The organism is Marichromatium sp. AB31 (assembly GCF_003718685.1).
GTDB lineage: Bacteria > Pseudomonadota > Gammaproteobacteria > Chromatiales > Chromatiaceae > Marichromatium > Marichromatium gracile.
Map to the genome: position 1 here is coordinate 423,200 of NZ_RHFI01000001.1, position 23,771 is coordinate 446,970.

Genomic DNA, 23,771 nt, shown 5'->3' on the forward strand with positions numbered 1-23,771 from the left:
GCTTGCCGACGGCCTCTGGTGCGCGCCCGCAGCGTCTGCGAGACATCGGGATCTCTCCGTTAACCTCTGCTGATCGGCACTCATGTCCTCCTCCAGACCCCTCTATGTGACGCAACCCGCCCTTCCGCCGCTGCGGGAGTTCATGCCCTATCTGGAGCAGATCTGGGATGCGCGGATGCTGACCAACGCAGGTCCCTTCCACGCGCGCTTCGAGGCCGCGCTGGGCGAGTACCTGGGGGTCGAGCATCTGGCGCTGTTCGCCAACGGCACGCTGGCGCTGATCACGGCCCTGCAGGCGCTGCGCATCACCGGGGAGGTGATCACCACGCCTTACTCGTTCGTGGCGACGGCGCACTCGCTGTTGTGGAACGGGATCAAGCCGGTGTTCGTCGATGTCGATCCGGTGACGCTGAACCTGGACCCGGCGCGCATCGAGGCGGCGATCACGCCGCAGACCACGGCGATCCTGGCGGTGCACGTCTATGGCCATCCGTGCGATCTGGATGCGATCGAGCGCATCGCCGACACCTACAACCTGAGGGTGATCTATGATGCCGCGCATGCCTTCGGGGCCAGGGTGGGGGGGCGCAGTCTGGTGGATCATGGCGACCTGTCGGTGTTGAGCTTCCACGCCACCAAGGTCTTCAACACCTTCGAGGGCGGGGCGATCATCTGCCCGGACGCGCGCACCAAGCAGCGTATCGATCGGCTGAAGAATTTCGGCTTCGTCGACGAGGTGACGGTGGTGGCCCCCGGCATCAACGGCAAGATGAACGAGTTCTGCGCGGCACTCGGCCTGTTGCAGCTCGAGCACGTCGATGCCGCGCTGGCGCGTCGCGCGGAGCTGGCGCGGATCTATCGCGCGGCCATCGACGAGATCCCCGGACTGCGCTGTCACCCGGACCCGGTGCCGGAGGGGGCGAATCATGCCTATTTCCCGATCATGGTGGAGTCGGCATACCCCATCGATCGCGATGCCCTGTACCAGCGCTTCAAGGCGCGAGACATCCATGCCCGGCGTTATTTCTATCCGCTGATCTCGGCGTTCCCGATGTACCGGGGGCTGCCATCGGCGCAGCCCGACCTGTTGCCGAACGCGGTGCGTGCGGCCGAACAGGTGCTCTGTCTGCCGCTCTACCCGGATCTCGAGGCGGAGGATCAGGCGCGCGTGATCGCGGTCTTGCGGGAGGCCGGCGATGGCGATGCTTGAGCGTGCCGAGGTCGAGGCGCTGGGGTTCGCCGGCGTCGGTCGTGACGTCGAGATCTCCGAGCGTGCGGTGTTCTATGGCGCATCGCGCATCACCCTGGGCGATGCGGTGCGCATCGATGACTTCTGCGTGGTGTCGGCGGGTGCCGGAGGCATCGAGATCGGCAGCCATGTGCATCTTGCCGTCGGCTGTACCCTGATCGGCGCGGCGCGGATCAGTCTGGAGGACTTCAGCGGTCTGTCCTCGCGGGTGTCGGTGTATTCGAGCAGCGATGACTACTCCGGCGCCGCGCTGACCAATCCGACGGTGCCCGATTGCTATCGGGCCGTTGCCCACGGCGAGGTGAGGCTCGGACGGCATGCGATCGTCGGTGCCGGGAGCGTGATCCTGCCCGGGGTGACGCTGGAGGAGGGCGTGGCGGTCGGCGCGCTCAGTCTGGTCACCAAGCGCTGCGCGGCGTTCGGCGTCTATGCCGGTCGCCCGGCGCGGCGCGTCAAGGAGCGCTCGCGCGAGCTGCTGCGACTGGAGGCGGCGTTGCTTGGCGAGGACGCGCCGCGATAGGACATGGAGTCCTGGCCGCCGCGGGCAGGATAGGGGCAGGCCTTGGCGCCGAGTACTGAGATGGATCGATCATGAGTAGTCCACGAGTCAGCGTTGTTGTCGCTGCATATAACCATGCCGCCTTTGTGCGTGAATGCATCGAGAGCGTGCAGGCCCAGACCTTCACCGATTGGGAGCTGGTCGTCACCGACGACGGTTCCCATGACGGCACCGCCGATATCCTCCGCGAGCTTGCCGCCTCGGATCGACGCATCCGCTTTCACGGTTTTGCTGTCAATCAGGGGGCCTGCATCGCGGTCAACGATGCCATCGCGCGGGCGCGCGGCGAGTTCATCGCCGTGCTCAACTCCGATGATCGCTGGCGAGCGGACAAGCTGGCGCTTCAGGTGGCGTTTCTCGAGCGCCACCCCGAGTGCGGCGCGGTGTTTGCCAAGCCGCGCCTGATCGACGAACGCGGCGCGCCCTTCACCGACGCGGGACACAAGGACTATCTGATCTTCGAGGAGGCGAACCGTTCTCGTCAGGCATGGCTGGATCACTTCTTTCATGCCGGAAACTGTCTGTGTCACCCCTCGGTCCTGATCCGGCGCTCATGCTACGACCATGTCGGCTGTTATGACCCGCGTCTGGCCCAGTTGCCCGATCTGGACATGTGGGTGCGGCTCTGCGCGCATTACGAGATCCATATCCTCGATGCGCAGCTGGTCGACTTCCGCATCCTCGACGGCGAGCGCAATGCCAGCGCCGCGCGTCCCGAGGTGCTTGCTCGCGAGCCCTGGGAGCGGTTGCAGGTCTTGCGTCACTATCTGACCGACGGTCTCGACGGTCATGTGTCTCCGCTGCCGCATCCGGCGCAGCCGCAAGACGAGCCGTCGCCGCGCCTGCGCCTGGCCTGGACCGCCCTGGCGATCGGGACGCCGGCTCATCGCGCGCTGGCCCTGGAGATCCTTCATCGGGCGCTTGCGCCCGGCGAGCCCGTGGCCGCGGGCGCCCCGGAACTCTCCGCGTATCTGCGTCTCACCGGCGAGACGGATCTCTTCTGGCAGCGCCATGTTGCCATCTGTCACCAGCTCCAGCGCGACGTCGAGACGCTGCAGGATGTTGTCGCACGTCAGCGCGCCGAGCTGGCGTCGGTCAACCAGGCGCTCGACCTGAGCCAGTCGCGACATGCCTCGGCCGAGGCCGCACTGCGGGACATCCAGTCCTCCCGATCCTGGACCATGACCGCACCGCTGCGCCGGCTGGTGCGGCGGGTGAGCGGCTTGCGGCGAAAGGGGGATGAGTGATGATGACTGCCGTTTTCAACAGAGATGAATCATGAGCAAGACCCCATCTGTCAGTGTCGTGATTCCGGCCTACCGTCATCAGGCGTTCATCGCCGAGGCCATCGACAGTGTGCTGCGGCAGAGCTTCGATGACCTCGAGCTGATCGTCATCGATGACGGCTCGCCGGATGACACGGCGGCGGTTGCCGAGCGTGCCCTGGCCAATGATCCGCGCGCCCGGCTGCTGCGCCAGGACAACGCCGGTTCGCATGCGACGATCAACCGCGGGCTGTCGATGGCCCGCGGGGAGTGGGTCGCCATCCTGAATTCCGACGACCGCTATCACCCGGATCGTCTCGAGCGTCTGCTCGCGGTGGCGGGGGAGGGGTACGACTTCCTGGTCAGCGATTTGCGCCTGATCGACCAGGACGGGGGCGTCGTGAGCGACCCCGGGCACTGGTTCAATACGATGATCGAAGGGTTCCGTCAGTACGCGAGGGCCGATGGCCCCGTGGCCGGCTTGCTGTACGGCAACTATACGGCCTCGACCTCGAACTTCTTTTTCAGGCGCGCGCTGCTGGATCGCATCGGCGGTCTCAGGGAATATCGCTATGTCGTCGATTGGGAGTTTGCGCTGCGGGCCGCGCTCGAGGCGCCGGAGCGATTCACCTATCTGATCGACGAGCCCCTGTTCGATTATCGCCTTCACGGCGCCAATACGATTTTGTCGGGCGCGCTGCGCGGTGGCGCGGAGATCGAACGCATGCAGCGAGGGATACTCCGCGAGCGCTTCGGTGTCCCGCGCGCGCTGCTGGCAGCCATGCACCGCAATCATCGCCATCTGCGTCGCCATTGGCGGGAGCTGGGTGAGCAACGCGTCGAGCGCTTCGTGCGCGATCGCGAGGCTGACGTGGCCCTGCTGCGTGATGCGCTCGACCTGGAGTCGAGCACTCGCCAGCAAGAAGTGGCCTTGCTGAAGGCCAAACTGGCAGAGCGCGAGACGGCCCTGGCCGCGCACAAGGCGGAGTTGGCCGCCATTCATGCCAGCCGTAGTTGGCGTTATACGAGGATTCTGCGTAAAAAATGAAATCATCGCCTCACTGCTTTACCAGCATTACGAGCAACTATCTGCCGAAGGCTCGTGTGCTGGCTTCGTCGATCAAGCGGGTCTGCCCCGATGCTGGTTTCCACTTGATGCTCAGCGACACGCCGCCCAGCGGTTTCGATCTGGCGGCGGAGCCGTTCGATAGTGTGCTGCAGATCGAGGATCTGCCGGTCGCCGATGTCAATGCCTGGGTGTTCAAGCACAGCGTGGTGGAGCTTTGCACCGCAGTGAAAGGCCTGGCGGCACAGGAGATCGCACGACGGCATGATGCGGCGCAGGTCTTCTATTTCGACCCCGACATGGTTGTTTTCGGTGGTCTGGATGAACTCAGCGGCAAGCTTGCCGGGCACAGCGTCGCCCTGACGCCTCACCTGACCGCCCCGGAGGAGGATCTGCAGGGGATTCTCGACAACGAGATCAGTGCCCTGAAGCACGGGATCTACAATCTGGGGTTCGTCGGCGTCAACACCGCCAGCAGCGAGGGACGGCGTTTTCTCGACTGGTGGGCGGCGCGGCTGGTGGACTTCTGTTATGACGATATCCCCAACGGACTGTTCACCGATCAGCGGTGGGTCGATCTGGCGCCCGGCTTCTTCGAGGACGTGCTGATTCTGCGTGATCCTCAATACAATGTCGCAACCTGGAACATCAGCCACCGACAGGCAACGGGGTCGATCGAGAACGGCATCGAGATCAATGGCCAGCCCTTGAGCTTCTATCACTTCTCCGGGTTCGACAGCGGCGCCCAGGAGGCCATGCTGAAGCGTTACGGGAAATCCAGCCCGGTGCTCTTCAAGCTGCGCGACTGGTATATCGAGGAGTGTCGCAAGAACGGTCAGGACGCGCTCGGCAAGCTGCCGTGCAAGTTTGCCTGCTACAGCAACGGGGAGACGATCACCAAGCTGCAGAGGATCGTCTATCGCAACCGTCAGGATCTGCAGGACGCCTTCCCCGATCCATTCGACACCTCAGACCTCCATCAGTCCTATTACGACTGGTTCCGTGTCAATGGTCCGGCACCAACGGACTTCGACGAGCTTCCCGCCGAGGCGCTGCGGGCACAGTTGAGCGAGGCGCTCGATGAGCTGCGTCGCATCAAGCATTCACGTAGCTGGAAGCTGGCCCGTCTGGTGAGTCGAGGTGCCCGGTTGCTCCGGCGCTGATGCTACCGTGGAACGCGTGCTTTGCTTTGATGGGGGCCCTGCGACAACAGGCTTGACGGTGCGGGATGACTGTCTGGTCGAGAGCCTGCGCCTGCTGTTGTCGAATACTGCCTACGCGACCGGGATTCGACTCTATCTGCCTGGGTTTAGCCGGGGGATGAGCGAGCGGGAAGAGCAGGCGTTTTGCAGCGAGCTTTCCAGCCGGGTCGGCCTGGATCTCGCGCGGGATGATCGCATCGAGATCCACCCGCAGGTCAGCAACGGTCTCTCCGACATCCTGAGCACGCTGCCGGCCTCGGTCAGCGAGGTGATGGTTGTCGGCGCCGGTTTCCTGGTGCCGCCCGGGTGGGATACACGGCTGCGCTCCATCGCCAAGGACGACGCCCTGATCGGCTGCATTTCTCCGCTTTGCATGGGGGTGCCGCCCCTCGATGACGGCGCTGGTCTCTCCGCGCGTGGATCGAGTTCAACGGGCGCGGTCGATGCGGCCGCCATGACCGCGTGGCTGGACAACGACCGGCTGGTTGCGGCGCTCGGCGCAACGCAACACCTACAGCTTCCCATCCTGTTCCCCCAGTGCTGCTACTTGACCGCGCAAGGGCTGTCCGCTCTACGGGCGGCAGACAGGGGCCTGGACCCGGTCGTTTGTCTCGAGCGCGCCGGTCTCGTCAGCTTGGTCGCGCTGAATTTGCTGACCGCGAAACAGCGAGGCCTGGGTGAGTCAAGCGCGCTCTCGGCCTACATCGAGTCTGCGTCGAAATCCAGCAAGCTGCTCGGATGGCTGCGCACCAGGCTTGACGAGGGGCATGCGCCAGCCATCGATTCCGCAGCAGTCCGTTCATCGCAGCCGGTTCAGCTGCATATCGCTCATAGCTGGGGCGGCGGGCTCGGTCACTGGGTGGATGATTTCATCGCCGGTGATTCGAGTCGCGTCAACCTGGTCTTGAAGTCGATCGGGTCCTGGGGTGAGTTCGGGCAGCGTCTCGAGCTTTACAGCAGCTACAGTGCGATGCCGCCGCTCCGTGTCTGGTCACTGACCACGCCAATCACGGAGACGGCACTGGCCAATCTGGATTATCGCGCCGTTCTGCGCGAGATCCTCTCGGAGTATCAGGTCCAGGGCGTTATCGTCTCTTCGCTGATCGGTCACTCGCTCGATGTCTTTCGCACCGGCCTCCCGACCTTGCTGGTTGCTCATGACCATTATCCTTTCTGTATCGCGCTGTATTCCCGGTTCAACGATGTCTGCGCCCGCTGTGATGGCGAAAGGCTTCGGGCGTGCATGAAGGATAATCCTGGCCATCAATTCTTTACCAGTCGTGCCCCGGAGGACTGGGAGGCGTTGCGCGCAGCCTTTGTCGGGGTCTTGCAGGACAACCCCGTCACGCTGGTCACGCCGGTCCGTTCCGTGCTCGAGCGATGGCGTACCCAGATGCCTCAGCTCGAGTCCCTGCCTGCCCATGTCATTCCGCACGGCTTGGGGTTGTCGCCCAGCCCATCGCTCGCGGGAGAGGATGCGGGGCGGTTGCGTGTTGTGATTCCGGGAAAACTGAGTGAGGCGAAGGGCTTGAGGCTGCTCGAGCAGGTCCTGCCGCGTCTGGCTCGGTTCGCCGACATCTACCTGATCGGCTGTGGTGTCAGCGGCCATGTGTTCTCCAGCATTCCCGGCGTTCATCTCGTCGAGCACTATGCCCGGGGAGAGATTCAGGCCGAGCTTTCCGCCTTGCGCCCGCATGTCGGCTTGCTCTGTTCTCTGGTCCCGGAAACCTTTTCCTACACGCTTGGCGAGCTGCAGCACTATGGCATACCTGTCGTTGCCACCCGAGTGGGGAGTTTTGTCGATCGCATCGATCATGGTGAAACCGGTTTTCTGTGTGACCTGGATGCCGGGGCGGTTGTCGAACTGATGCGCGCTCTCGATGACGACAGGGAGGTTCTCTCCAGGGTACGTGGCCGGCTCGAACAGACTCCGCCGCGCACCCTGGACGGGATGGTGGCGGATTACCACAGGCTCCTTCCGGTGGCGCCGGTGGCAAGAGGACAGGCCCTGTTCGAGGCGGGGCCCAGACAACTGGCAAAAGAAGCCATCTACATCAACCCTCAGTCGACCTATAAAATGGCCGCGTATGCCTTTTTCAAGTATTCGCTCATCAAGGTCGCGAGCAGTCCGAGACTACCGTCGTGGTTGAGGAGCGGGCTCGGGAAGACCTTGCGGCTTTTGAAAAGGCTCAAGGGCTCGTGTGAGCGTTGACGGCCATGCCTCTTGTTGGGAAGTGAAGATCCTTTCGCTTTTCGAATATTCATGATTTGTGCCTCTTGCTTTTCAGGCAGGGGGCAGGTTGTTTTTGATGGAAAAAGAAAAGCGTCCAAGTAAAGATTCTGGCTGTCATCCCGCATATCGTCCAGATATTGACGGGCTCCGGGCTGTCGCCGTTCTTTTTGTCGTTCTTTTTCACGCCTTTCCCAGCCATTTGAGGGGTGGCTTCGTTGGCGTTGACGTTTTCTTTGTGATATCCGGTTTTCTTATCTCCTCGATCATATTCAAGAGCGTTGATGCCGGTGCTTTCAGTCTGTCCGATTTCTATGGCAGACGGGTGAAGCGGATCTTTCCGGCGCTTTTCCTGGTGCTGCTCTCGAGTTATCTCTTTGGCTGGTATTTCTTGCTGGAGAACGAGTACGAGCAGCTGGGCAAGCATATTGCCTCTGGTGCTGCCTTCATCTCCAACATCGTTCTGTTTACGGAGTCGGGATATTTCGATAGTGCCGCCGAACTAAAGCCCTTGCTGCACTTGTGGAGTCTGGGTGTCGAGGAACAGTTCTATATCTTCTGGCCCCTGCTGGTCATGCTGGCATGGCGAAAAGGGGTAAGCCTTGCCTGGCTGATCGTTGGCGTGCTTGTCGTGTCTTTCTCTCTCGGTATCGTCACGACAAAAAACAACGAGGAAGCCGCTTTTTACCTTCCGCTGACCCGCTTCTGGGAGCTGCTTGCCGGGAGTCTGCTGGCCTGGCTGAAATTGTATGCCGAGCCGGTTGGCAGTGCCGTCGAGACGGGCAAGGGCAAGGCATTTCTAAACAAGGCCAATGTTTTTTCCTTGGTTGGCGTGCTGTTTTTGATCGTTGCCGTAACACAAATCAACGAACGATCCGAGTTTCCGGGTTATTGGGCGCTGTTCCCTGTACTTGGCGCCGTCTTGATAATCGCTGCCGGGCCTCAGGCATGGGTCAACGAGAAAGTGCTTTCAAGCCGACTCTTCGTGTGGGTCGGCCTGATCAGCTATCCGCTTTATCTGTGGCATTGGCCGATCCTTTCCTTCGGTTATATCCTCGAGGACGGCTCGCCTGCCGTGGCGACCCGGCTGCTCGGTGTCGCCGGGGCCTTCCTGTTGGCATGGTTGACCTACCAGTTCGTCGAGAAAAGGGTTCGCTCCAGGGTCGGTGGAAAGAAGATCCTGGTGCTGGTTTTCGCCATGTCGGGCATTGGCCTGGTTGGGCTTGCCACCTATCTGGGTAACGGGTTTGGATTCAGGCTGAATTCCAATCTTGCGATGGATGAGCAGGCGATAAAGCAGGAGCGGGAGCAGTATTGGTCGGAGATTTCGGGCAGCGGTTTCCGTGACGATGCGACGAATATACTGATCTTCGGGGATAGTCAGGCATTCGATATCTACAAGGCATTGGCGAACGACGATCGTTTTGGTCTGAAGATCTATCAGACCAGCTTTGAGTGCGCCGCCTTCATGATGCCGAAGTGGGGGGCTGAAAAGAACGCGGAGTCGTGTCGTCAGAACTTTGCGACGATGATCTCCTCGCCGGAGATACAGGACGCTGAAATATTTGTCTATGCCGCTCATTGGCAAATGGCCGGCGAGCCGGAAGATGCGGAAGCATTCTATCGCCAGGCCGTCGCGGAAATAAAGGCTCTCAATCCTGAGATAAAGGTTGTCTTTTTCGGTCCGAAGCCATTGATCGGAGAGACATGGCTATCCATCAATGCGATCACCAAGGGGCAAAGATCGTTGCCCTTGATGAACGCATCGCTCAACGAGAAGAGATGGTTGAGACCGGAAGAAACGGATTATGCAAGGAGCATGGCAGGTCGTCTGGGTGTCGACTTTATCGACACCGAAGAGGTTTTCTGTGCTGGCGGATGTCCATTCTATGAAAACAACAAGTTTTCGTATTTTGACCAACTGCACTGGACTGAGTTTGGCGCTTCGCTGTTCATGACCAAGCTCAAGGCCCGCGGCGAGTTCCAGTCTCTTGTCCAGTAAGGGGTTTTCGTCCTGCGTCTGTTTGGCGATCCTTGTTTCTGACGGGGGGCTCGATCGCACAGGTTTGAAGCCCTGGGCGTTGATTGCAGCCAGCGGTGCCGGTGCGCTCGCCCGATGCTCAAGGGTCTCTTCGCTCAAGGGTCTCTTCCGGGGCTGTGCCCGGTGGCGGCATGGCGTGGCTGGCCTGGGGCGACACCTTGCCCAAGGGCCTGGAGCGGTTGCACCTCCGGCAACCCGAGACCGGGGGATCGGGCGGGAGACCTGGATGATCGACTCGACGCCGGTCCGTGCCATGCGTCTCGGCGCTGGCGGCGGACAAGAAGAGGGCGTAAGCGCCGCTGCGGCTGGCTGCCTGCGGACGTTTCGCAAATCCCGCGATCGCAACGCCACCGAGCGCCCGTTGGCAGGGCTCAAGCCCTGTCGACGACCTGCCAGCCGTTACGACAAGTCGCCCCCCGTTTTTCGGCGAGATTGAGGCTTGTTGGCATCCGCAGACGTCTCGGGCGCGAGGTTTTGCACGGAAGGTAAGACTGGAGACTCGCGGGCGCAGCCGATACCATGTCGTCTCAGCGTCCCCGCGACCGTCGCCCGACCCAGCCGATACGTCCACGCGCTGTCCTGACTACTCCCCTGTATTCTTTAGGGCTTTCCAATTTCTTCCACATCCCCGATCATTGCACTATGGATCGATTTTCCTTACCCATTGCCCGTATCGGCATCATCGGTGGTGGCCAGCTCGGCCGCATGATGGCCAAGGCCGCCAAGCGGATCGGCTGCACCTGCGTGGTGCTCGATCCGCAGCCGGGTTCGCCCGCGGCGCAGATCGCCGGTCAGCAGATCGTCGGTCACTATCATGATCCGGCCAAGCTGCGCGAGCTGGCCGATGCCTGCGACGTGCTCACCTTCGACATCGAGGACATCGGCACCGAGACCCTGGTCGAACTCGAGCAGGAGGGGCATGCGATCTATCCGGCGCCGGGGGTGCTGGCGCTGATCCAGGACAAGCTCACCCAGAAGCAGGCGCTGGAGGCGGCGGGGATTCCCACCGCGCCCTTCGTGCCGATGCCCGAGCCCACGCCCGAGGCCTTCGCCGCTTTCGGCTATCCGCTGGTGCAGAAGGCGCGACGCGGTGGTTACGACGGGCGCGGGGTGTCGATCATCAAGCGTCCGGAGGACTTCGACCGTCACCTGCCGGCGCCCTCGCTGGTCGAGCGCTTCGTGCCGGCGCGCAAGGAGGTCGCGGTGCTGGTGGCGCGTGGGCGCGACGGCGCCTGCCGTTGCTACCCGCCGGTGGAGATGTGCTTCCGCGCCGGCGAGAACGTGCTCGACATGCTGCTCGCCCCGGCGGCGATCGACGACAGCGAGGCCGAGGCGGCGCGCGCCCTGGCGGTGCGCACGGTCGAGGCGCTCGGCGGCGTCGGGGTGTTCGGTGTCGAGATGTTCCTCGCCGAGGACGGCTCGCTGCTGGTCAACGAGGTGGCGCCGCGCACCCACAACTCCGGCCATCACACCATCGAGGCCTGCGTCACCGACCAGTTCGAGCAGCATCTGCGCGCGGTGGTGGGGCTGCCGCTCGGCTCGACCGACCAGCTGGTGCCGGCGGCGATGATCAATCTGCTCGGCGCGCCCGGCTATCGTGGCCGGCCGGTGATCCGGGGGATGGCCGAGGCCCTCGCCATCCCGGGCGTGTGCGTGCACCTCTACGGCAAGGCCACCACCTCGCCGTTTCGCAAGATGGGCCATGTCACCGTGCTCGATACCGACATCGAACAGGCGCGCGAGAAGGCGCTGCGGGTACGCGAGCTGATCGAGATCACCGGGGAGGAGCAGGCATGAGCCAGGTTCAGGAACGCGCGCGCGCGCGAGTCGGCATCATCATGGGCAGCGATTCGGACCTGCCGGTGATGCAGGAGGCGGCCAACAGCCTGGCCGGTCTCGGCATCCCCTACGAGATGACCATCGTCTCGGCCCACCGCACCCCGCGTCGGCTCTACGAGTACGCCGAGCAGGCCGTCGCGCGCGGGCTGCAGGTGATCATCGCCGGTGCCGGCGGCGCGGCGCACCTGCCGGGCATGGCCGCCTCGCTGACGCCGTTGCCGGTGATCGGGGTGCCGGTGAAGACCTCGACCCTGTCGGGCGAGGACTCGCTGCTGTCGATCGTGCAGATGCCCGCCGGGGTGCCGGTGGCGACGGTGGCGATCAACGGGGCGAAGAACGCGGGGCTGCTCGCGGCGCAGATCCTCGGCGCGTCCGACCCCGAGATCCGCGAGCGGGTGGCGCAGTACAAGCGCGACCTGGAGAAGCTGGTGATGGACAAGGTCGCCCAGCTCGAGGCCGGCGCCTGAGTCGCGACCTGCCTCTCGCCCCGGGCGCGCCGCGCGGCGCGCCCGTCACGATCCCGTCTCCTTCCGGCGCCGCATCCACGCGGCGCCGTCTTCGTCCGCTCAGGGCTCGAGGTCGTCGAGCCTGATCTCGATATAGGCCTCGTCGCGCAGCTGGCGCAGCCACTGCTCGATCGCCTCCTCGGCCTTGCGCTGTTGCAGCGCCTCGCGTGCCTTGATGCGCATCGCACCCTCGGCCGAGTCCTGGGTGCGGCGCTCCAGCACCTGCACCAGATGCCAGCCGAAGGGGCTCTGGAAGGGGGTGCTGAGCTGCTCCGGCCCGAGCCTGTCCATCACCTCCTCGAAGGCCGGCACGGTGTCGCCGGGATTGACCCAGCCGAGGTCGCCGCCGCGCAGCGCCGAGCCGGTGTCGTCGGAGTTGGCGCGGGCGAGCAGGGCGAAGTCGTCGCCGCCGAGGATGCGCTGGCGCAGCACCGAGAGACGGCGCTTGGCGTCGGCGTCGGAGACCAGCTCGTTGGTGCGGATGAGGATGTGGCGCACATGGGTCTGCTGCAGGTTGCCCGGCTTGGCGCCCTCGATCTGGCTGAGCTTGATGATGTGATAGCCGCTGGAGCTGCGGATCGGGTCGCTGATCTCGCCCTCGTTGAGGGTCAGCGCCAGGTCGGCGACCAGGGTCGGGGTGGCGCCGATCTCGAACCAGCCGAGGTCGCCGCCCTGCAGCGCGTTGCGCCCGTCGGAGTCGCGTGCCGCGAGTGCCGCGAAGTCGGCGCCGCCGCGTAGCTTGACCACCAGTTGCTTGGCCTTGCGTTCGGCGCGTGCGACCTGCTCGGCGTCGGGCTGCTCGGGCAGGGCGATGAGGATGTGTTGGAGACGCACCCGCTCGCGCTCGATCAGCAGGCTCGACTCGCGCTCGAGGAAGCGGTCGATCTCCTGGTCGGTGATGCGGATCTTGCTCACCACCTCCTGGTTCTGCAGTCGGCTGGTGAGGATCTGGTCGCGGGTGTCCTCGCGGAAGTCGGCAAAGTCGATGCCGCCGGTCTCGAGCGTGGCCTGCAGCTCGGCGATGGTGAGACCGTTGCGCGCGGCGATGTCGCCGAGCGCCTCGTTGAGGGTGGCCTCGTCGACCTCGATGCCGAGCGCGCGGGCCTGCTGGCGCTGCAGCCGCTTGAGGATCAGGCGATCGAGCACCTGTTTCTCGAGCTGCGGACGCGGCGGCGCGGCGGTGCCGGCGCGCTGCATCTGCGGCAGCACCAGTTCGATCTCGCGCTCGACCTCGCTCTGCACGATGACGTCGTCGTTGACCACGGCGACGATGGCGTCGAGCGCCTCGACCGCGGCGGTGGCGGGCGTCGCGCCGAGCGCGAGCGCCAGGGCGAGCGCGAGGCCGCCGAGCAGGCCGGCCCAGGGGGCGGGCCGGTTAGTCCGTGTGGTACCCATAGATTCCTCTTTCCAGGAGCTTGTCGATCGGGTTGCCGAATGAACCGAGACCGGCAAGCTCCAGTTGCAACATGACGCTGGTGCTGCCGTCGCGCTCGGAGCTGGTCTTGAGGTGCTGTCCGAGCAGGCGCAGGCGCCAGCAGCAACGTCCGTACTCGATGCCGGCGAAGGCCTCGATGGTCTCGTCGTTGAGCATCGAGTAGAGCCAGCGCCCGACCAGCCGGGTGCGGTCGCCGAGCGGGAGCTGGAAGGAGAGGTCGGCGTCCTCGTAGCGTTCGGATCCGGTCTGGTTGCCGAGGTTGTAGCGATAGCTGAGGTTGACCAGACGGTTCGGTTCGGGGGCGTAGCGCAGCTGCAGCACCCGCTTCTCCCACGGGTCCTCGGTCTCGTTGGGGTTCCACTGTACGCTCGCCCGTGCGCTCCAGTCCTGGCTGAGACGGGCGGCGAACTCGCCGGCGACCGAGGAGCTAACGTCCTCCTCGGCCTCGTCGCCGTAGAGTCGCACGCGGCGCGAGTCGAAGTAGTAGATCTGGCCGATGCTGGCGCGGAACAGTTCGCGCCCGCTGTCGTCGGCGATGGTGCGCGAGGTCAGGCCGAGGGTGAGACGGTTCTCGTCGCCGATGCGGTCGTAGCCGGTGAAGCGGTTGGCGCGGAACAGGCTGGCGAAGCTGAAGTCGAGCGCGGTGGTGTCGAAGCGCGGGGTGTCCGACTGGTCCTCGTAGGCGGTGAGCAGGTAGTAGATGCGCGGCTCCAGGGTCTGCAGCGCACTGCTGCCGAACCAGTTGGTCTCGCGCTCGAAGACCAGCTTGCCGTCGAGATCGAAGCTGGGGATGAGGTGCGAGGGGCGCTCGGGCAGGCCGTCCTGCTGGTCCTGCAGCTCGTAGCCGGTGTAGTAGACCCGTGCCTGGGGGATGAGATAGCCGAAGCTGCGGCGTATCGGGATGCGCACCGAGGGCACCGCCACCAGGCGGCTGCCGTGGACGGCGTTGCTGTGGTCGAAGTAGTCGTACTGGCCCTGGAAGCGGTACTCGAGCAGGCCGTTCCAGCGCTGCGGGTCGAGTTCGAGTTCGAGGTGCGGGAGCTGGCCGTAGGGACGGTTCTCGGGGGTGATGCTGGTGTCGACGGTCTGGAACTGCTGCAACCGGATCAGGGTGCGCCAGCCCTCGCCGGTATAGCCGAAGTCGGCACGCTGCGAGAGGTTGCGCAGGCTGGTGACGTCGAGTCGGTTGCCGAAGTCCTCCAGATACTGGTCGTCGGAGGCCGAGGCGTAGTCGATCGAGCTGTACCAGCCGGCGTAGTAGCCGTTCTGCAGCACGCGCAGCGCGCCGCGCACCCCTTCCTCGGGGTTCTTGCGGTCCTCGGGCAGCAGCTCGGCGTTGATCTCGATCTGCTGGTGGGGCGAGAGATAGCGGAACTGGCCGCCGAGCATCAGCCCGCGGGTGCTCATGTAGCGCGGCATCAGGGTCGCGTCCATGTTGGGCGCGATGTTCCAGTAGTAGGGGATGGTGATATCGGTGCCGGTCTCGCTCGACGAGCCGAACGAGGGGATCAGCAGGCCGCTGCGCCGCCGATCGTCGATCGGGAAGCGCAGATAGGGGGTATAGAGCACCGGCACGTCGGCCACCCGCAGCCGCGCGTTGCGCGCCACGCCCATGCCGCTGTCGCGGTCGAGCTCCAGGGTGGAGGCGCGGATCGACCAGTCGTCGTTGCCGGGCGCGCAGGTGGTGTAGACGATGTCCTCGTAGCGACTGCGCGCCGGGTCGAGCAGCTCGGCGCGGGTGGCGCTGCCGCGCAGGTTGGCGCTGCCGGAGAGACGGTAGCGGGCGTGCTCGATCTCGCCGGTCTGGGTGTCGAGGTTGTAGTCGGCACGATCGCCCTGGAGACGCAGCCCGCGATAGTCGAGGAAGACGTCGCCGCTGGCCTCGGTCTGGCCGCTGGCGCTCGCGTAGGTGGCGCGGTCGGCCTCGAGACGCTGGCCCGGGCGGGTGATCTCGACGGTGCCGCGCAGTTCGATGCGCTCGCCCCGACGGTCGTAGTCGACCCGGTCGGCGACGATGTCGATGGGGGTGGTGTCGTCCTCGTTGCCGAGGATGGAGACGTTGGCGCCCTTGCGCGGGCCGCACTGATCCCACTCCAGCCCCCGGTGCAGATAATCGACGCTGGCGCGCGCCGCGCCGGGCTGCGGGACGGGCTCCTCGGGCTCGGCCGGGAGGCTGTCATCGGGGGCGAGCGGGCTGAGCGCGACCAGATCGGGCAGACGGATCGCCGAGAGCATGGCGCGCAGCGTCGCCAGGGTGCCGCCATCGCTGGATTCGGACTCCGGGCAGTCCTGGGTGCAGTTCGCCGCGCCCGGCGCGGAGACGGCGAGCAGGGTCGCCAGCAGTGAGGCGCGCACGCCCTGTTTGAAGTCGACCATGGTCGCCATGCGTCTGACGGGCTGGTTGGTGAGCGGGTGGACGGATCCGGTTGGAGGCTGCAACGATGTCATATCTGGGCCATACCATCAATCGCGATCATGCCCCGTCGAACGGCGAGCTGGGCCGTCCCGGAGCCGATCCCGGCGTTGCGCGCACGCGCTGGTGGCTGGATCATTGCGTCTCCCTCTGTGTTTTCACCGACAACCCACCGGAGTTCCCCCTTGGCCGACCGCGACGCAGCGCTCCACGCCTGGCTCGATCAGGTGCTCGAAGGGGCGCCCTTCCTGCTCACCTCGGCCTCGGCCGACGCGAGCTTCAGGCGCTATCTGCGGGTCCATCTCGACGATCGTACCCTGATCGCGATGGACGCCCCGCCCGAGCACGAGGACTGTGGCCGTTTCGCGCGCCTGGCGCGACGGTTGCGCGAGGCCGGGCTCAATGCGCCCGGGGTGCACGCCGCGGCGATCGAGCAGGGTTTCCTGCTGCTCGACGACCTCGGTGAGCGGCCCTATCTGCAGGTGCTCGACGAGACCAACGCCGACCGGCTCTATGGTGAGGCGATGGACGCGCTGCTGACGCTGCAGACGGCGGTGGCGACCGACGACCTGCCGCGCTACGACGCCGCCTTCCTCGGACGCGAGCTGGGGCTGTTCCGCGACTGGTTCCTCGAACGCCATCTCGGGCGCGCGCCCGACGCGGCGACCACGGCGCTGCTCGATGCGCTCGACCGGGTGCTGATCGACAGCGCGCTCGAACAGCCGCAGGTCTGCGTGCATCGCGACTATCACTCGCGCAACCTGATGTGGCTGGCCGCCGACAACCCCGGCGTCCTCGATTTCCAGGACGCGGTGCTGGGGCCGCTGACCTATGACCTGGTGTCGCTGCTGCGCGACGCCTATATCAGCTGGCCGGAGGCGCGCGTCGAGGGTTGGGCGCTCGACTTCCGCCGGCACGCGCTGGCGCGCGGCGTCCTCCCGGCGGCGAGCGCCGGCGGTCGCGACCCGGCGCAGTTCCTGCGCTGGTTCGACCTCATGGGGGTGCAGCGTCACCTCAAGGTGTGCGGGATCTTCGCCCGGCTCGCGCTGCGCGACGGCAAGCGGCAGTATCTCGACGACCTGCCACGGGTGCTCGACGCGCTGCGCACGGTCGCCGCGCGCCATCCCGAGCTGGCCGGGCTGGCGCGGTTGCTCGACGGGCTCTGAGTCGCGCCGGGCGCGGGCCCGGCGCGCTGGCCGAGCGCTCAGTCGTCCGCGCGCTCGCGGGCGATGGCGCGGTGGCCGATGTCGCGACGGCAGAAGCAGTCGTCCCAGCAGATCTGGTCGACCCCGGCATAGGCGGCGGCCTGGGCCGCCGAGACGTTCTCGCCGATGGCGGTGACGCAGAGCACGCGCCCGCCGCTGGTGCGCACCTGCTCGCCCTCGCGCGTGGTCCCGGCATGGAACACCTTGGCGCCGGTGGCCGCGGCGGCCTCCAGACCGAGGATCTCCTTGCCCTTCTCGTAGCCGTCCGGATAACCGCCGGCGGCCATCACCACGCCGAGCGCGGGGTTGGGGTTCCAGGCGGCCTCGATCCGGTCGAGCCGACCCTCGAGCGCGGCCTGACACAGCGCGATCAGGTCGGAGTCGAGACGCATCAGCAGCGGCTGGGTCTCGGGGTCGCCGAGACGGCAGTTGAACTCCAGCACCTTGGGGGTGCCGTGCTCGTCGATCATCAGCCCGGCGTAGAGGAAACCGGTGTAGGGCGTGCCCTCGGCGGCGAGCCCGGCGACGGTCGGCTCCATCACCTCGCGCATGATGCGGGCGTGGATCTCGGGGGTGACGATCGGTGCCGGCGAGTAGGCGCCCATGCCGCCGGTGTTGGGACCGCGGTCGCCGTCGTCGCGCGCCTTGTGGTCCTGCGAGGTGGCGAAGGGGAGGATGTGCTCGCCGTCGACCATGGCGATGAAGCTCGCCTCCTCGCCGCGCAGGAACTCCTCGATCACCACCCGCGCCCCGGCGCTGCCGAAGCGCCCGGCGTCGAGCATGTCGCGCACCGCGGCCTCGGCGGTGGCCAGATCATCGGCGAGGATCACGCCCTTGCCGGCGGCCAGGCCGTCGGCCTTGACCACGATCGGCGCGCCGATCTCGCGCAGATAGGCGAGCGCCGGCTCGATCTCGGTGAACACGCCGTAGGCGGCGGTGGGGATCTGGTGACGGGCGAGGAAGTCCTTGGTGAAGGCCTTGGAGCCCTCCAGCTGGGCGGCGTCGCGGCGCGGGCCGAAGCAGGCCAGCCCGGCCTCGGCGAAGGCGTCGACCACGCCGGCGACCAGCGGCGCCTCGGGGCCGACGATGGTCAGGCCGATCTGCTGGGCGCGGGCGAAGTCGACCAGCGCGGCGATGTCCTCGGCGGCGATCGCCACGTTCTCGATCTTGGGTTCGAGCGCGGTGCCGCCGTTGCCGGGGGCGACGTAGACGCGTTCGGCGAGCGGGGACTGGGCGGCCTTCCAGGCCAGCGCGTGTTCGCGCCCGCCGCCACCGATGATGAGGATCTTCATGGGGTTGCTCCAGACGCGGCCGCTGGCCGCGCGATTGGCTGTGTGGGTTGGGTTCGGTTCGCGGCTCAGCCGAGCGAGATCAGCCCGCGTCGACTCGACTGGATGAAGCGCACGATGTGCTCGGTCTCGGGGCCGGGGTGCTCGCGCTCGGCGCGCACCAGCGCCTCGGCCAGACGCAGCCCGGAGCGGAACACCAGCCGGTAGACCGCCTTGATGCGGCTGCGCTGCGCCTGATCGAAGCCGCCGCGGCGCAGCCCGACCACGTTGAGCCCGACGAAGCGGGCGCGGTGGCCGTCGGCGAGGGCGTAGGGCGGCACGTCCTGCGACACCCCGGTGACCCCGGCGATCATCGCGTAGGCGCCGATACGGGCGAACTGGTGGACCGCCACCTGACCGGAGACGAAGCAGTGGTCCTCGACGGTGACATGACCGGCGAGGGTGGCGCCGTTGGCGAGGATGTTGTGATCACCGACCTGGGCGTCGTGTCCGGCGTGGGAAAAGGCCATCCAGAAGTTGTGGTCGCCGATGCGGGTGCCCTGCTCGGACTTGATCCCGCAGCTGATGTTGACCCCTTCCTTGAAATGGTTGTGGTCGCCGATCACCAGCGGGGTGGCGCGCTCCGGGGTGAAGCTCAGATCCTGCGGCTCGGCACCGAGGGTGACGCCGTGACAGACGCGGTTGTGCGCGCCCATGCGGGTGTTGCCGTAGATGCGCGCGCAACTCTCGATACGGCACTCGGGACCGATCACGGCGCCGGACTCGACGATCGAGTAGGGGCCGATGGTGACGCTGGGGTCGATCTCGGCCCCGTCCTCGATGATGGCGGTGGGGTGGATGCGCATGGTTCGAATCCGCTGCTCCGATGCAGATGGAACCGCAAAGGCGCAAAGGACGCCAAGGCTCTTCTCCGGGAGCGGCCTGTTGCCGCCCCCGGTGTCGGGATGCGCCCAGGGCCTCCCTCAAGATCGCTTTGCGTGCTTCGCGTCTTTGCGGTTCAGATTGATGCGCCGGCCTAGTGGCGGAAGTGGCGCATCCCGGTGAACACCATGGCCATGCCGTGCTCGTTGGCGGCGGCGATGGTCTCCTCGTCGCGCATCGAGCCGCCGGGCTGGATGACGGCGGTGATGCCGGCCTCGGCGGCCTGGTCGATGCCGTCGCGGAAGGGGAAGAAGGCGTCGGAGGCCATCACCGATCCGGCGACCTGGAGGTTGGCGTGCTCGGCCTTGATCGCGGCGATGCGCGCGGAGTTGACGCGGCTCATCTGGCCGGCACCGACGCCGATGGTCATGCCGTCGCGACCGTAGACGATGGCGTTGGACTTGACGAACTTGGCCACCCGCCAGGCGAACAGCAGGTCGGTGAGTTCCTGCTCGCTGGGCTCGCGGGTGGTGACGGTGCGCAGCGCGTCGTGGAGCGCGAGGTCGGCGTCCTGCACCAGCAGGCCGCCGTTGACGCGCTTGTAGTCGAGCCGGGCGCCGGGCTGGGCCGACCACTCGCCGCAGACGAGCAGACGCACGTTCTTCTTGGCGGCGACGGCCACCGCGGCCTCGGGGGCGACGCTGGGGGCGATGATCACCTCGACGAACTGACGCTCGACGATCAGCTTCGCGGTCTCGGCGTCGAGTTCGCGGTTGAAGGCGATGATGCCGCCGAAGGCCGACTCGGGATCGGTCGAGAAGGCGCGCTCGTAGGCCTCGCGGATGTTCGCGCCGATGGCCACGCCGCAGGGGTTGGCGTGCTTGACGATGACGCAGGCCGGGGCCTCGTCGAACTGCTTGACGCACTCGAGCGCGGCGTCGGTGTCGGCGATGTTGTTGAACGACAGCGCCTTGCCCTGGAGCTGGTGGGCGGTGCTGATGCCGGCCTCGGCGCGCTGGTGCTCGACATAGAAGGCGGCGTTCTGGTGCGGGTTCTCGCCGTAGCGCATCGACTGGTGACGCACCAGCTGCAGCGAGAGGGTGCGCGGCAGGGCCACCGGGGCCTCCTCGCCTTCGCTCCGGGCCTCGGCGCGGGCGCCGAGATAGTTGGCGATGGCGCCGTCGTAGCGGGCGGTGTGCTCGAAGGCCTTGGCGGCGAGGTCGAAGCGGGTGGTGTCGCTCACCCCGCCGTGCTCGGCCAGCTCGGCGCCGACGCGGGCGTAGTCGGCGGCGTCGACCACCACGGTGACGTTGGCGTGGTTCTTGGCCGCTGCGCGCAGCAGGGTCGGGCCGCCGATGTCGATGTTCTCGATCGCCGTCGGCAGGTCGCAGTCGGGACGCGCCACGGTCTGCTCGAAGGGATAGAGGTTGACCACCACCAGATCGATCGGCTTGATCCCGTTCTCGCGCATCACCCGGTCATCGGTGCCGCGACGACCGAGGATGCCGCCGTGGATGTTCGGGTGCAGGGTCTTGACGCGCCCGGCCATCATCTCGGGGAAGCCGGTGTAGTCGGAGACCTCGGTGACGGCGATGTTCTGCTCGGTGAGCAGTCGCGCGGTGCCGCCGGTGGAGAGGATTTCGACGCCTCTGGCCGCCAGCTCCCGGGCGAAGTCGACCAGGCCGGTCTTGTCGGAAACGCTGATCAAGGCGCGATTGATGGGTTGCATCTGGTGTAGGTCCGGATCGGTTGGTTGGTACTGGATGGATGCTGATCGATTCCCCGCGGGGAATCAATCGGTCGGCGTCGCGGTCGACGCCGGCGGGGGTGCGCTCAACGCTCGCGCTCGACCCCGTAGTCGTTCAGCCGCTTGCGCAGGGTGGTGCGGGTCATGCCGAGCATGCGCGAGGCCTGGCTGAGATTGCCGCCGGTGTGCTGGAGCACGGTCTCGAACAGCGGACGCTCGACCTCCTCCATCACCAGGGCGTAGAGATCATGCACGTCATGGTCGCCCATGTTGTCGAGATAGGCGCGCAGGGCGAGGCGCACGCACTTGTTCAGCGGGTCGGAGTGGTTGGCGTCCGTCACCCGGAGCCCCGTCGAGTTCGGCTCCGATGCGTTGCCTGCAGCCTCTGTCTTCATGCTGCGTCTGTCTCCGTGTCGGGGCATTGATCGAAGAACGCGAGCACCTGCGCGAGTTGTTGCGCCGGCGTCTCGGTCCGGTTGATTTGGTCTCTAAAGCGCGCCGCACCGGGGAGGTGGCGGCTGTACCATGCGATGTGCTTGCGCGCGATGCGCACCCCGCCGTGGTCGCCGTAGAACTGGTAGAGCTGCTCGAGGTGTTCGCGCAGGAGGTCCCTGATCCAGGTTCGGGGGGGCGGGGCCGGGTCGGACGTGTCGCCCGTGGCCAGTGCGGTGGCGATGTCGCGGAAGATCCAGGGGCGTCCCTGGGCCGCGCGCCCGATCATGATAGCATCGGCGCCGGTGTAGTCCAGAACCGCGCGCGCCGAGCGCGCGTCGCCGATGTCGCCGTTGGCGATCAGGGTGATCGGCACCTGCTCGCGGATGGCGCGGATGGTGTCGTACTCGGCCGGGGCGCCATAGCCGCAGGCGCGGGTGCGCCCGTGCACGGTGAGCGCGGCGATGCCGCTCTCGTGCGCGATGCGGGCGATGTGCGGGGCGTTGCGCGCCTCCGGCGCCCAGCCGGTGCGGATCTTGAGCGTGACCGGTACTTCCACCGCCGCCACCACCGCCTCGAGGATCGCCGCCACCAGCGACTCGTCGCGCAACAGCGCCGAGCCGGCGGCGACCTTGCACACCTTCTTCGCCGGGCAGCCCATGTTGATGTCGATGATGTCGGCGCCGTGGGCGACGTTGATCCGCGCCGCCTCGGCCATGGCCGTGGGGTCGGCGCCGAGGATCTGCGCCGAGACCGGTCCGTGCTCGTCGCCGAAGTCGAGTCGGCGCACCGACTTGCGGGTGCCCCACAGCGCGGTGTTGGCCGAGATCATCTCCGAGACCGCGAGCCCCGCGCCGAGACGGCGGCAGAGGGTGCGGAAGGGGCGATCGGTGATGCCGGCCATCGGCGCCAGCACCAGATTGTTCTCCAGTCGGTGCGGGCCGATCCGGAAGGGGCTGGCGCTCATGTCGAGCGGCGTCCGCTGATCCGTACCCAGTCCTCGCGCTGACAGGTGGGATCGAGCGCGATCGTCTCGGCATAGGCCGCACGCACCGTCTCGGCCTGCTCGGCGAGCACGCCGGAGAGCACCAGCGCGCCGCCGTCGCCAACCGCTGCGATCAGCCGCGGGGCCAGCTCGACCAGCGGGCCGGCGAGGATGTTGGCCAGCACGATGTCGGCCTCGCCCTCGGGCTGGGCGTCGGGCAGATGGCACTCGATGCGCTCGGCCACGTCGTTGGCCGCGGCGTTGTCACGGGTGGCCTGGAGCGCCTGGGGGTCGTGGTCGACGGCGACGGCGCGCGCGGCGCCGAGCTTGAGTGCGGCGATGGCGAGGATGCCCGAGCCGCAGCCGTAGTCGAGCACCGTCTTGCCGGCGAGGTCGGCGCCGTCGAGCCACTCCAGACAGAGCGCGGTGGTGGCGTGGTGCCCGGTGCCGAAGGCCAGCCCCGGGTCGAGCGCGACGATGACCGCGTCAGCGGCCTCGGGCGACTGGCCGTGCGGACAGACCCACAACCGTTGACCGAAGCGGGTGGGTTTGAAGGTGTCGAGCCAGACGCGCTCCCAGACCTGATCCTCCAGCCGCTCGACCACGGGCGGGACCGGCAGACGGGTGCCGAGGTCGCCAACGAGCGCGGCGACCAGCGCGCGGCTGGCGGCATCGTCCTCGAACAGCGCGGTGGTCGTCACCTCGGTCCACAGCGGGGTCTCGCCCGGCCCCGGCTCGAGCTGCGGCTCGTCGCCGGCATCGCCGAAGGTCACCGACAGCGCGCCGGCCTCCTCCAGCTCGATGGCGAGCCGTTCGGCCTGTTCGCGGGGGGCATCGAATCTGAGCTGAAGCCAGGGCATGGGGCGAGCGTCCTCTGAAACAAACCTGAAATCATAGCATCCGCGCGCGAGGCTGGGGCGGGTGGCGATCAGCTTCCAGCCGCCAGCCGCCAGCCGCCAGCCGCCAGCTACCAGCCACCAGCCACTTGCTGCCAGCGTCGTAGGATGGGCAAAGCGCAGCGTGCCCATCGAGGCGCACGCAGGCGCCGGGCACGCTGCGCTTTGCCCGGCCTACGGGACGGGTCGCTGTTGGCCGGGAATCGACCGTCATCCACGCCCAAAAACCCTTCGTGTCCTTGGTGTCTTGGCGGTTTGGACCAGCCACCAGCTGTCAGCCGCCAGCCGCCGGGAGATTGAACCGCCAAGATACCGTCTTGCCCGTCAATCGCTGATCATGCACACCAGCCTTCCCGACTGGAGGCTGGAAGCCGATCGCTGGAAGCTGGTCCAAACCGCCAAGACACAAAGGACGCGAAGAAAGCGATCAGCCTTCAGTAAACAGTCTCCAGTGTCGGTGTGCGATCAACCGCGACGCGACGAGACACCCCAGCCCCTCACTGGAGGCTGGCAGCTGGAAGCCTTTCTTCATCTTCGCGCGCTTGGCGGTT

18 protein-coding genes are annotated in these 23,771 nt (G+C 66.4%); 10 read left to right on the top strand and 8 right to left on the bottom strand.

All coding sequences use genetic code 11. The features are described 5' to 3' along the window. Positions 1-82: 82 nt before the first annotated feature. The 9 genes from EBL84_RS01885 to purE all read left to right on the top strand — a co-directional run bounded on the left by EBL84_RS01885 (position 83) and on the right by purE (position 11,918). Positions 83-1,210 (top strand): DegT/DnrJ/EryC1/StrS aminotransferase family protein, encoded by a 1,128-nt coding sequence (locus EBL84_RS01885; protein ID WP_062274952.1) that lies wholly within the window; start codon positions 83-85, stop codon positions 1,208-1,210. Next, positions 1,197-1,769: an acyltransferase gene (locus tag EBL84_RS01890; protein ID WP_123139261.1), complete on the top strand. Its 573-nt coding sequence runs from the start codon at positions 1,197-1,199 to the stop codon at positions 1,767-1,769. The genes EBL84_RS01885 and EBL84_RS01890 overlap by 14 nt, the downstream gene beginning before the upstream one ends. A 71-nt stretch (positions 1,770-1,840) precedes the next feature. After that, on the top strand, positions 1,841-3,055 hold the full coding sequence (locus EBL84_RS01895) for a glycosyltransferase (protein ID WP_123139262.1): 1,215 nt from the start codon (positions 1,841-1,843) through the stop codon (positions 3,053-3,055). A gap of 31 nt (positions 3,056-3,086) precedes the next feature. After that, complete coding sequence (locus tag EBL84_RS01900) at positions 3,087-4,121, top strand: glycosyltransferase (protein ID WP_123139263.1); 1,035 nt, start codon at positions 3,087-3,089, stop codon at positions 4,119-4,121. Further along, positions 4,118-5,302 carry a glycosyl transferase gene (locus EBL84_RS01905; protein ID WP_123139264.1) on the top strand — a complete coding sequence of 395 codons (1,185 nt, stop codon included), beginning with the start codon at positions 4,118-4,120 and terminating at the stop codon, positions 5,300-5,302. Before EBL84_RS01900 ends, EBL84_RS01905 begins: the two co-directional genes overlap by 4 nt. Before the next feature lie 7 nt (positions 5,303-5,309). Next, positions 5,310-7,553 carry a glycosyltransferase gene (locus EBL84_RS01910; RefSeq protein WP_148040253.1) on the top strand — a complete coding sequence of 748 codons (2,244 nt, stop codon included), beginning with the start codon at positions 5,310-5,312 and terminating at the stop codon, positions 7,551-7,553. 97 nt (positions 7,554-7,650) lie between these two features. Then, the gene (locus EBL84_RS01915; protein WP_148040254.1) at positions 7,651-9,573 is read left to right on the top strand and encodes an acyltransferase family protein; all 1,923 of its coding nucleotides are present in this window, start codon (positions 7,651-7,653) and stop codon (positions 9,571-9,573) included. Between the two features lie 681 nt (positions 9,574-10,254). Then, positions 10,255-11,409, top strand: coding sequence for a 5-(carboxyamino)imidazole ribonucleotide synthase (gene purK / locus EBL84_RS01920; RefSeq protein WP_123139267.1), 1,155 nt, complete (start codon positions 10,255-10,257; stop codon positions 11,407-11,409). Beyond that, on the top strand, positions 11,406-11,918 hold the full coding sequence (gene purE, locus EBL84_RS01925) for a 5-(carboxyamino)imidazole ribonucleotide mutase (protein ID WP_123139268.1): 513 nt from the start codon (positions 11,406-11,408) through the stop codon (positions 11,916-11,918). The genes purK and purE overlap by 4 nt, the downstream gene beginning before the upstream one ends. Positions 11,919-12,017: 99 nt before the next feature. Here purE and EBL84_RS01930 read toward each other — a convergent pair whose 3' ends face one another. Together EBL84_RS01930 and EBL84_RS01935 are read right to left on the bottom strand one after the other, a co-directional pair. Next, positions 12,018-13,352 carry a peptidylprolyl isomerase gene (locus tag EBL84_RS01930; protein WP_123139269.1) on the bottom strand — a complete coding sequence of 445 codons (1,335 nt, stop codon included), beginning with the start codon at positions 13,350-13,352 and terminating at the stop codon, positions 12,018-12,020. Continuing rightward, the gene (locus tag EBL84_RS01935) at positions 13,333-15,777 is read right to left on the bottom strand and encodes an LPS-assembly protein LptD (protein ID WP_123139270.1); all 2,445 of its coding nucleotides are present in this window, start codon (positions 15,775-15,777) and stop codon (positions 13,333-13,335) included. Before EBL84_RS01935 ends, EBL84_RS01930 begins: the two co-directional genes overlap by 20 nt. 213 nt (positions 15,778-15,990) lie before the next feature. On the opposite strand from EBL84_RS01935, the gene EBL84_RS01940 reads away from it, so the two are divergent. Continuing rightward, a complete protein-coding gene (locus EBL84_RS01940; protein ID WP_123139271.1) occupies positions 15,991-16,971 on the top strand; it encodes an aminoglycoside phosphotransferase family protein in 981 nt (326 codons plus the stop codon). 38 nt (positions 16,972-17,009) lie between these two features. On the opposite strand, the gene purD is transcribed toward EBL84_RS01940, so the two are convergent. From purD to prmA, 6 genes are all read right to left on the bottom strand, one after another. Then, positions 17,010-18,302, bottom strand: a complete 1,293-nt coding sequence (gene purD, locus EBL84_RS01945; protein WP_123139272.1) for a phosphoribosylamine--glycine ligase — start codon at positions 18,300-18,302, stop codon at positions 17,010-17,012. Between the two features lie 65 nt (positions 18,303-18,367). Beyond that, entirely contained in the window at positions 18,368-19,144 is a 777-nt protein-coding gene (gene lpxA / locus EBL84_RS01950) for an acyl-ACP--UDP-N-acetylglucosamine O-acyltransferase (RefSeq protein ID WP_123139273.1), read from the bottom strand. A gap of 170 nt (positions 19,145-19,314) precedes the next feature. Further along, the gene (gene purH, locus EBL84_RS01955; protein WP_123139274.1) at positions 19,315-20,889 is read right to left on the bottom strand and encodes a bifunctional phosphoribosylaminoimidazolecarboxamide formyltransferase/IMP cyclohydrolase; all 1,575 of its coding nucleotides are present in this window, start codon (positions 20,887-20,889) and stop codon (positions 19,315-19,317) included. Between the two features lie 104 nt (positions 20,890-20,993). After that, the gene (locus EBL84_RS01960) at positions 20,994-21,302 is read right to left on the bottom strand and encodes a helix-turn-helix domain-containing protein (protein WP_005221820.1); all 309 of its coding nucleotides are present in this window, start codon (positions 21,300-21,302) and stop codon (positions 20,994-20,996) included. Continuing rightward, positions 21,299-22,306 carry a tRNA dihydrouridine synthase DusB gene (dusB, locus tag EBL84_RS01965; protein WP_123139275.1) on the bottom strand — a complete coding sequence of 336 codons (1,008 nt, stop codon included), beginning with the start codon at positions 22,304-22,306 and terminating at the stop codon, positions 21,299-21,301. The genes EBL84_RS01960 and dusB overlap by 4 nt, the downstream gene beginning before the upstream one ends. After that, positions 22,303-23,184, bottom strand: coding sequence for a 50S ribosomal protein L11 methyltransferase (prmA, locus tag EBL84_RS01970; RefSeq protein ID WP_123139276.1), 882 nt, complete (start codon positions 23,182-23,184; stop codon positions 22,303-22,305). Before prmA ends, dusB begins: the two co-directional genes overlap by 4 nt. Between the last annotated feature and the right edge of the window lie 587 nt (positions 23,185-23,771).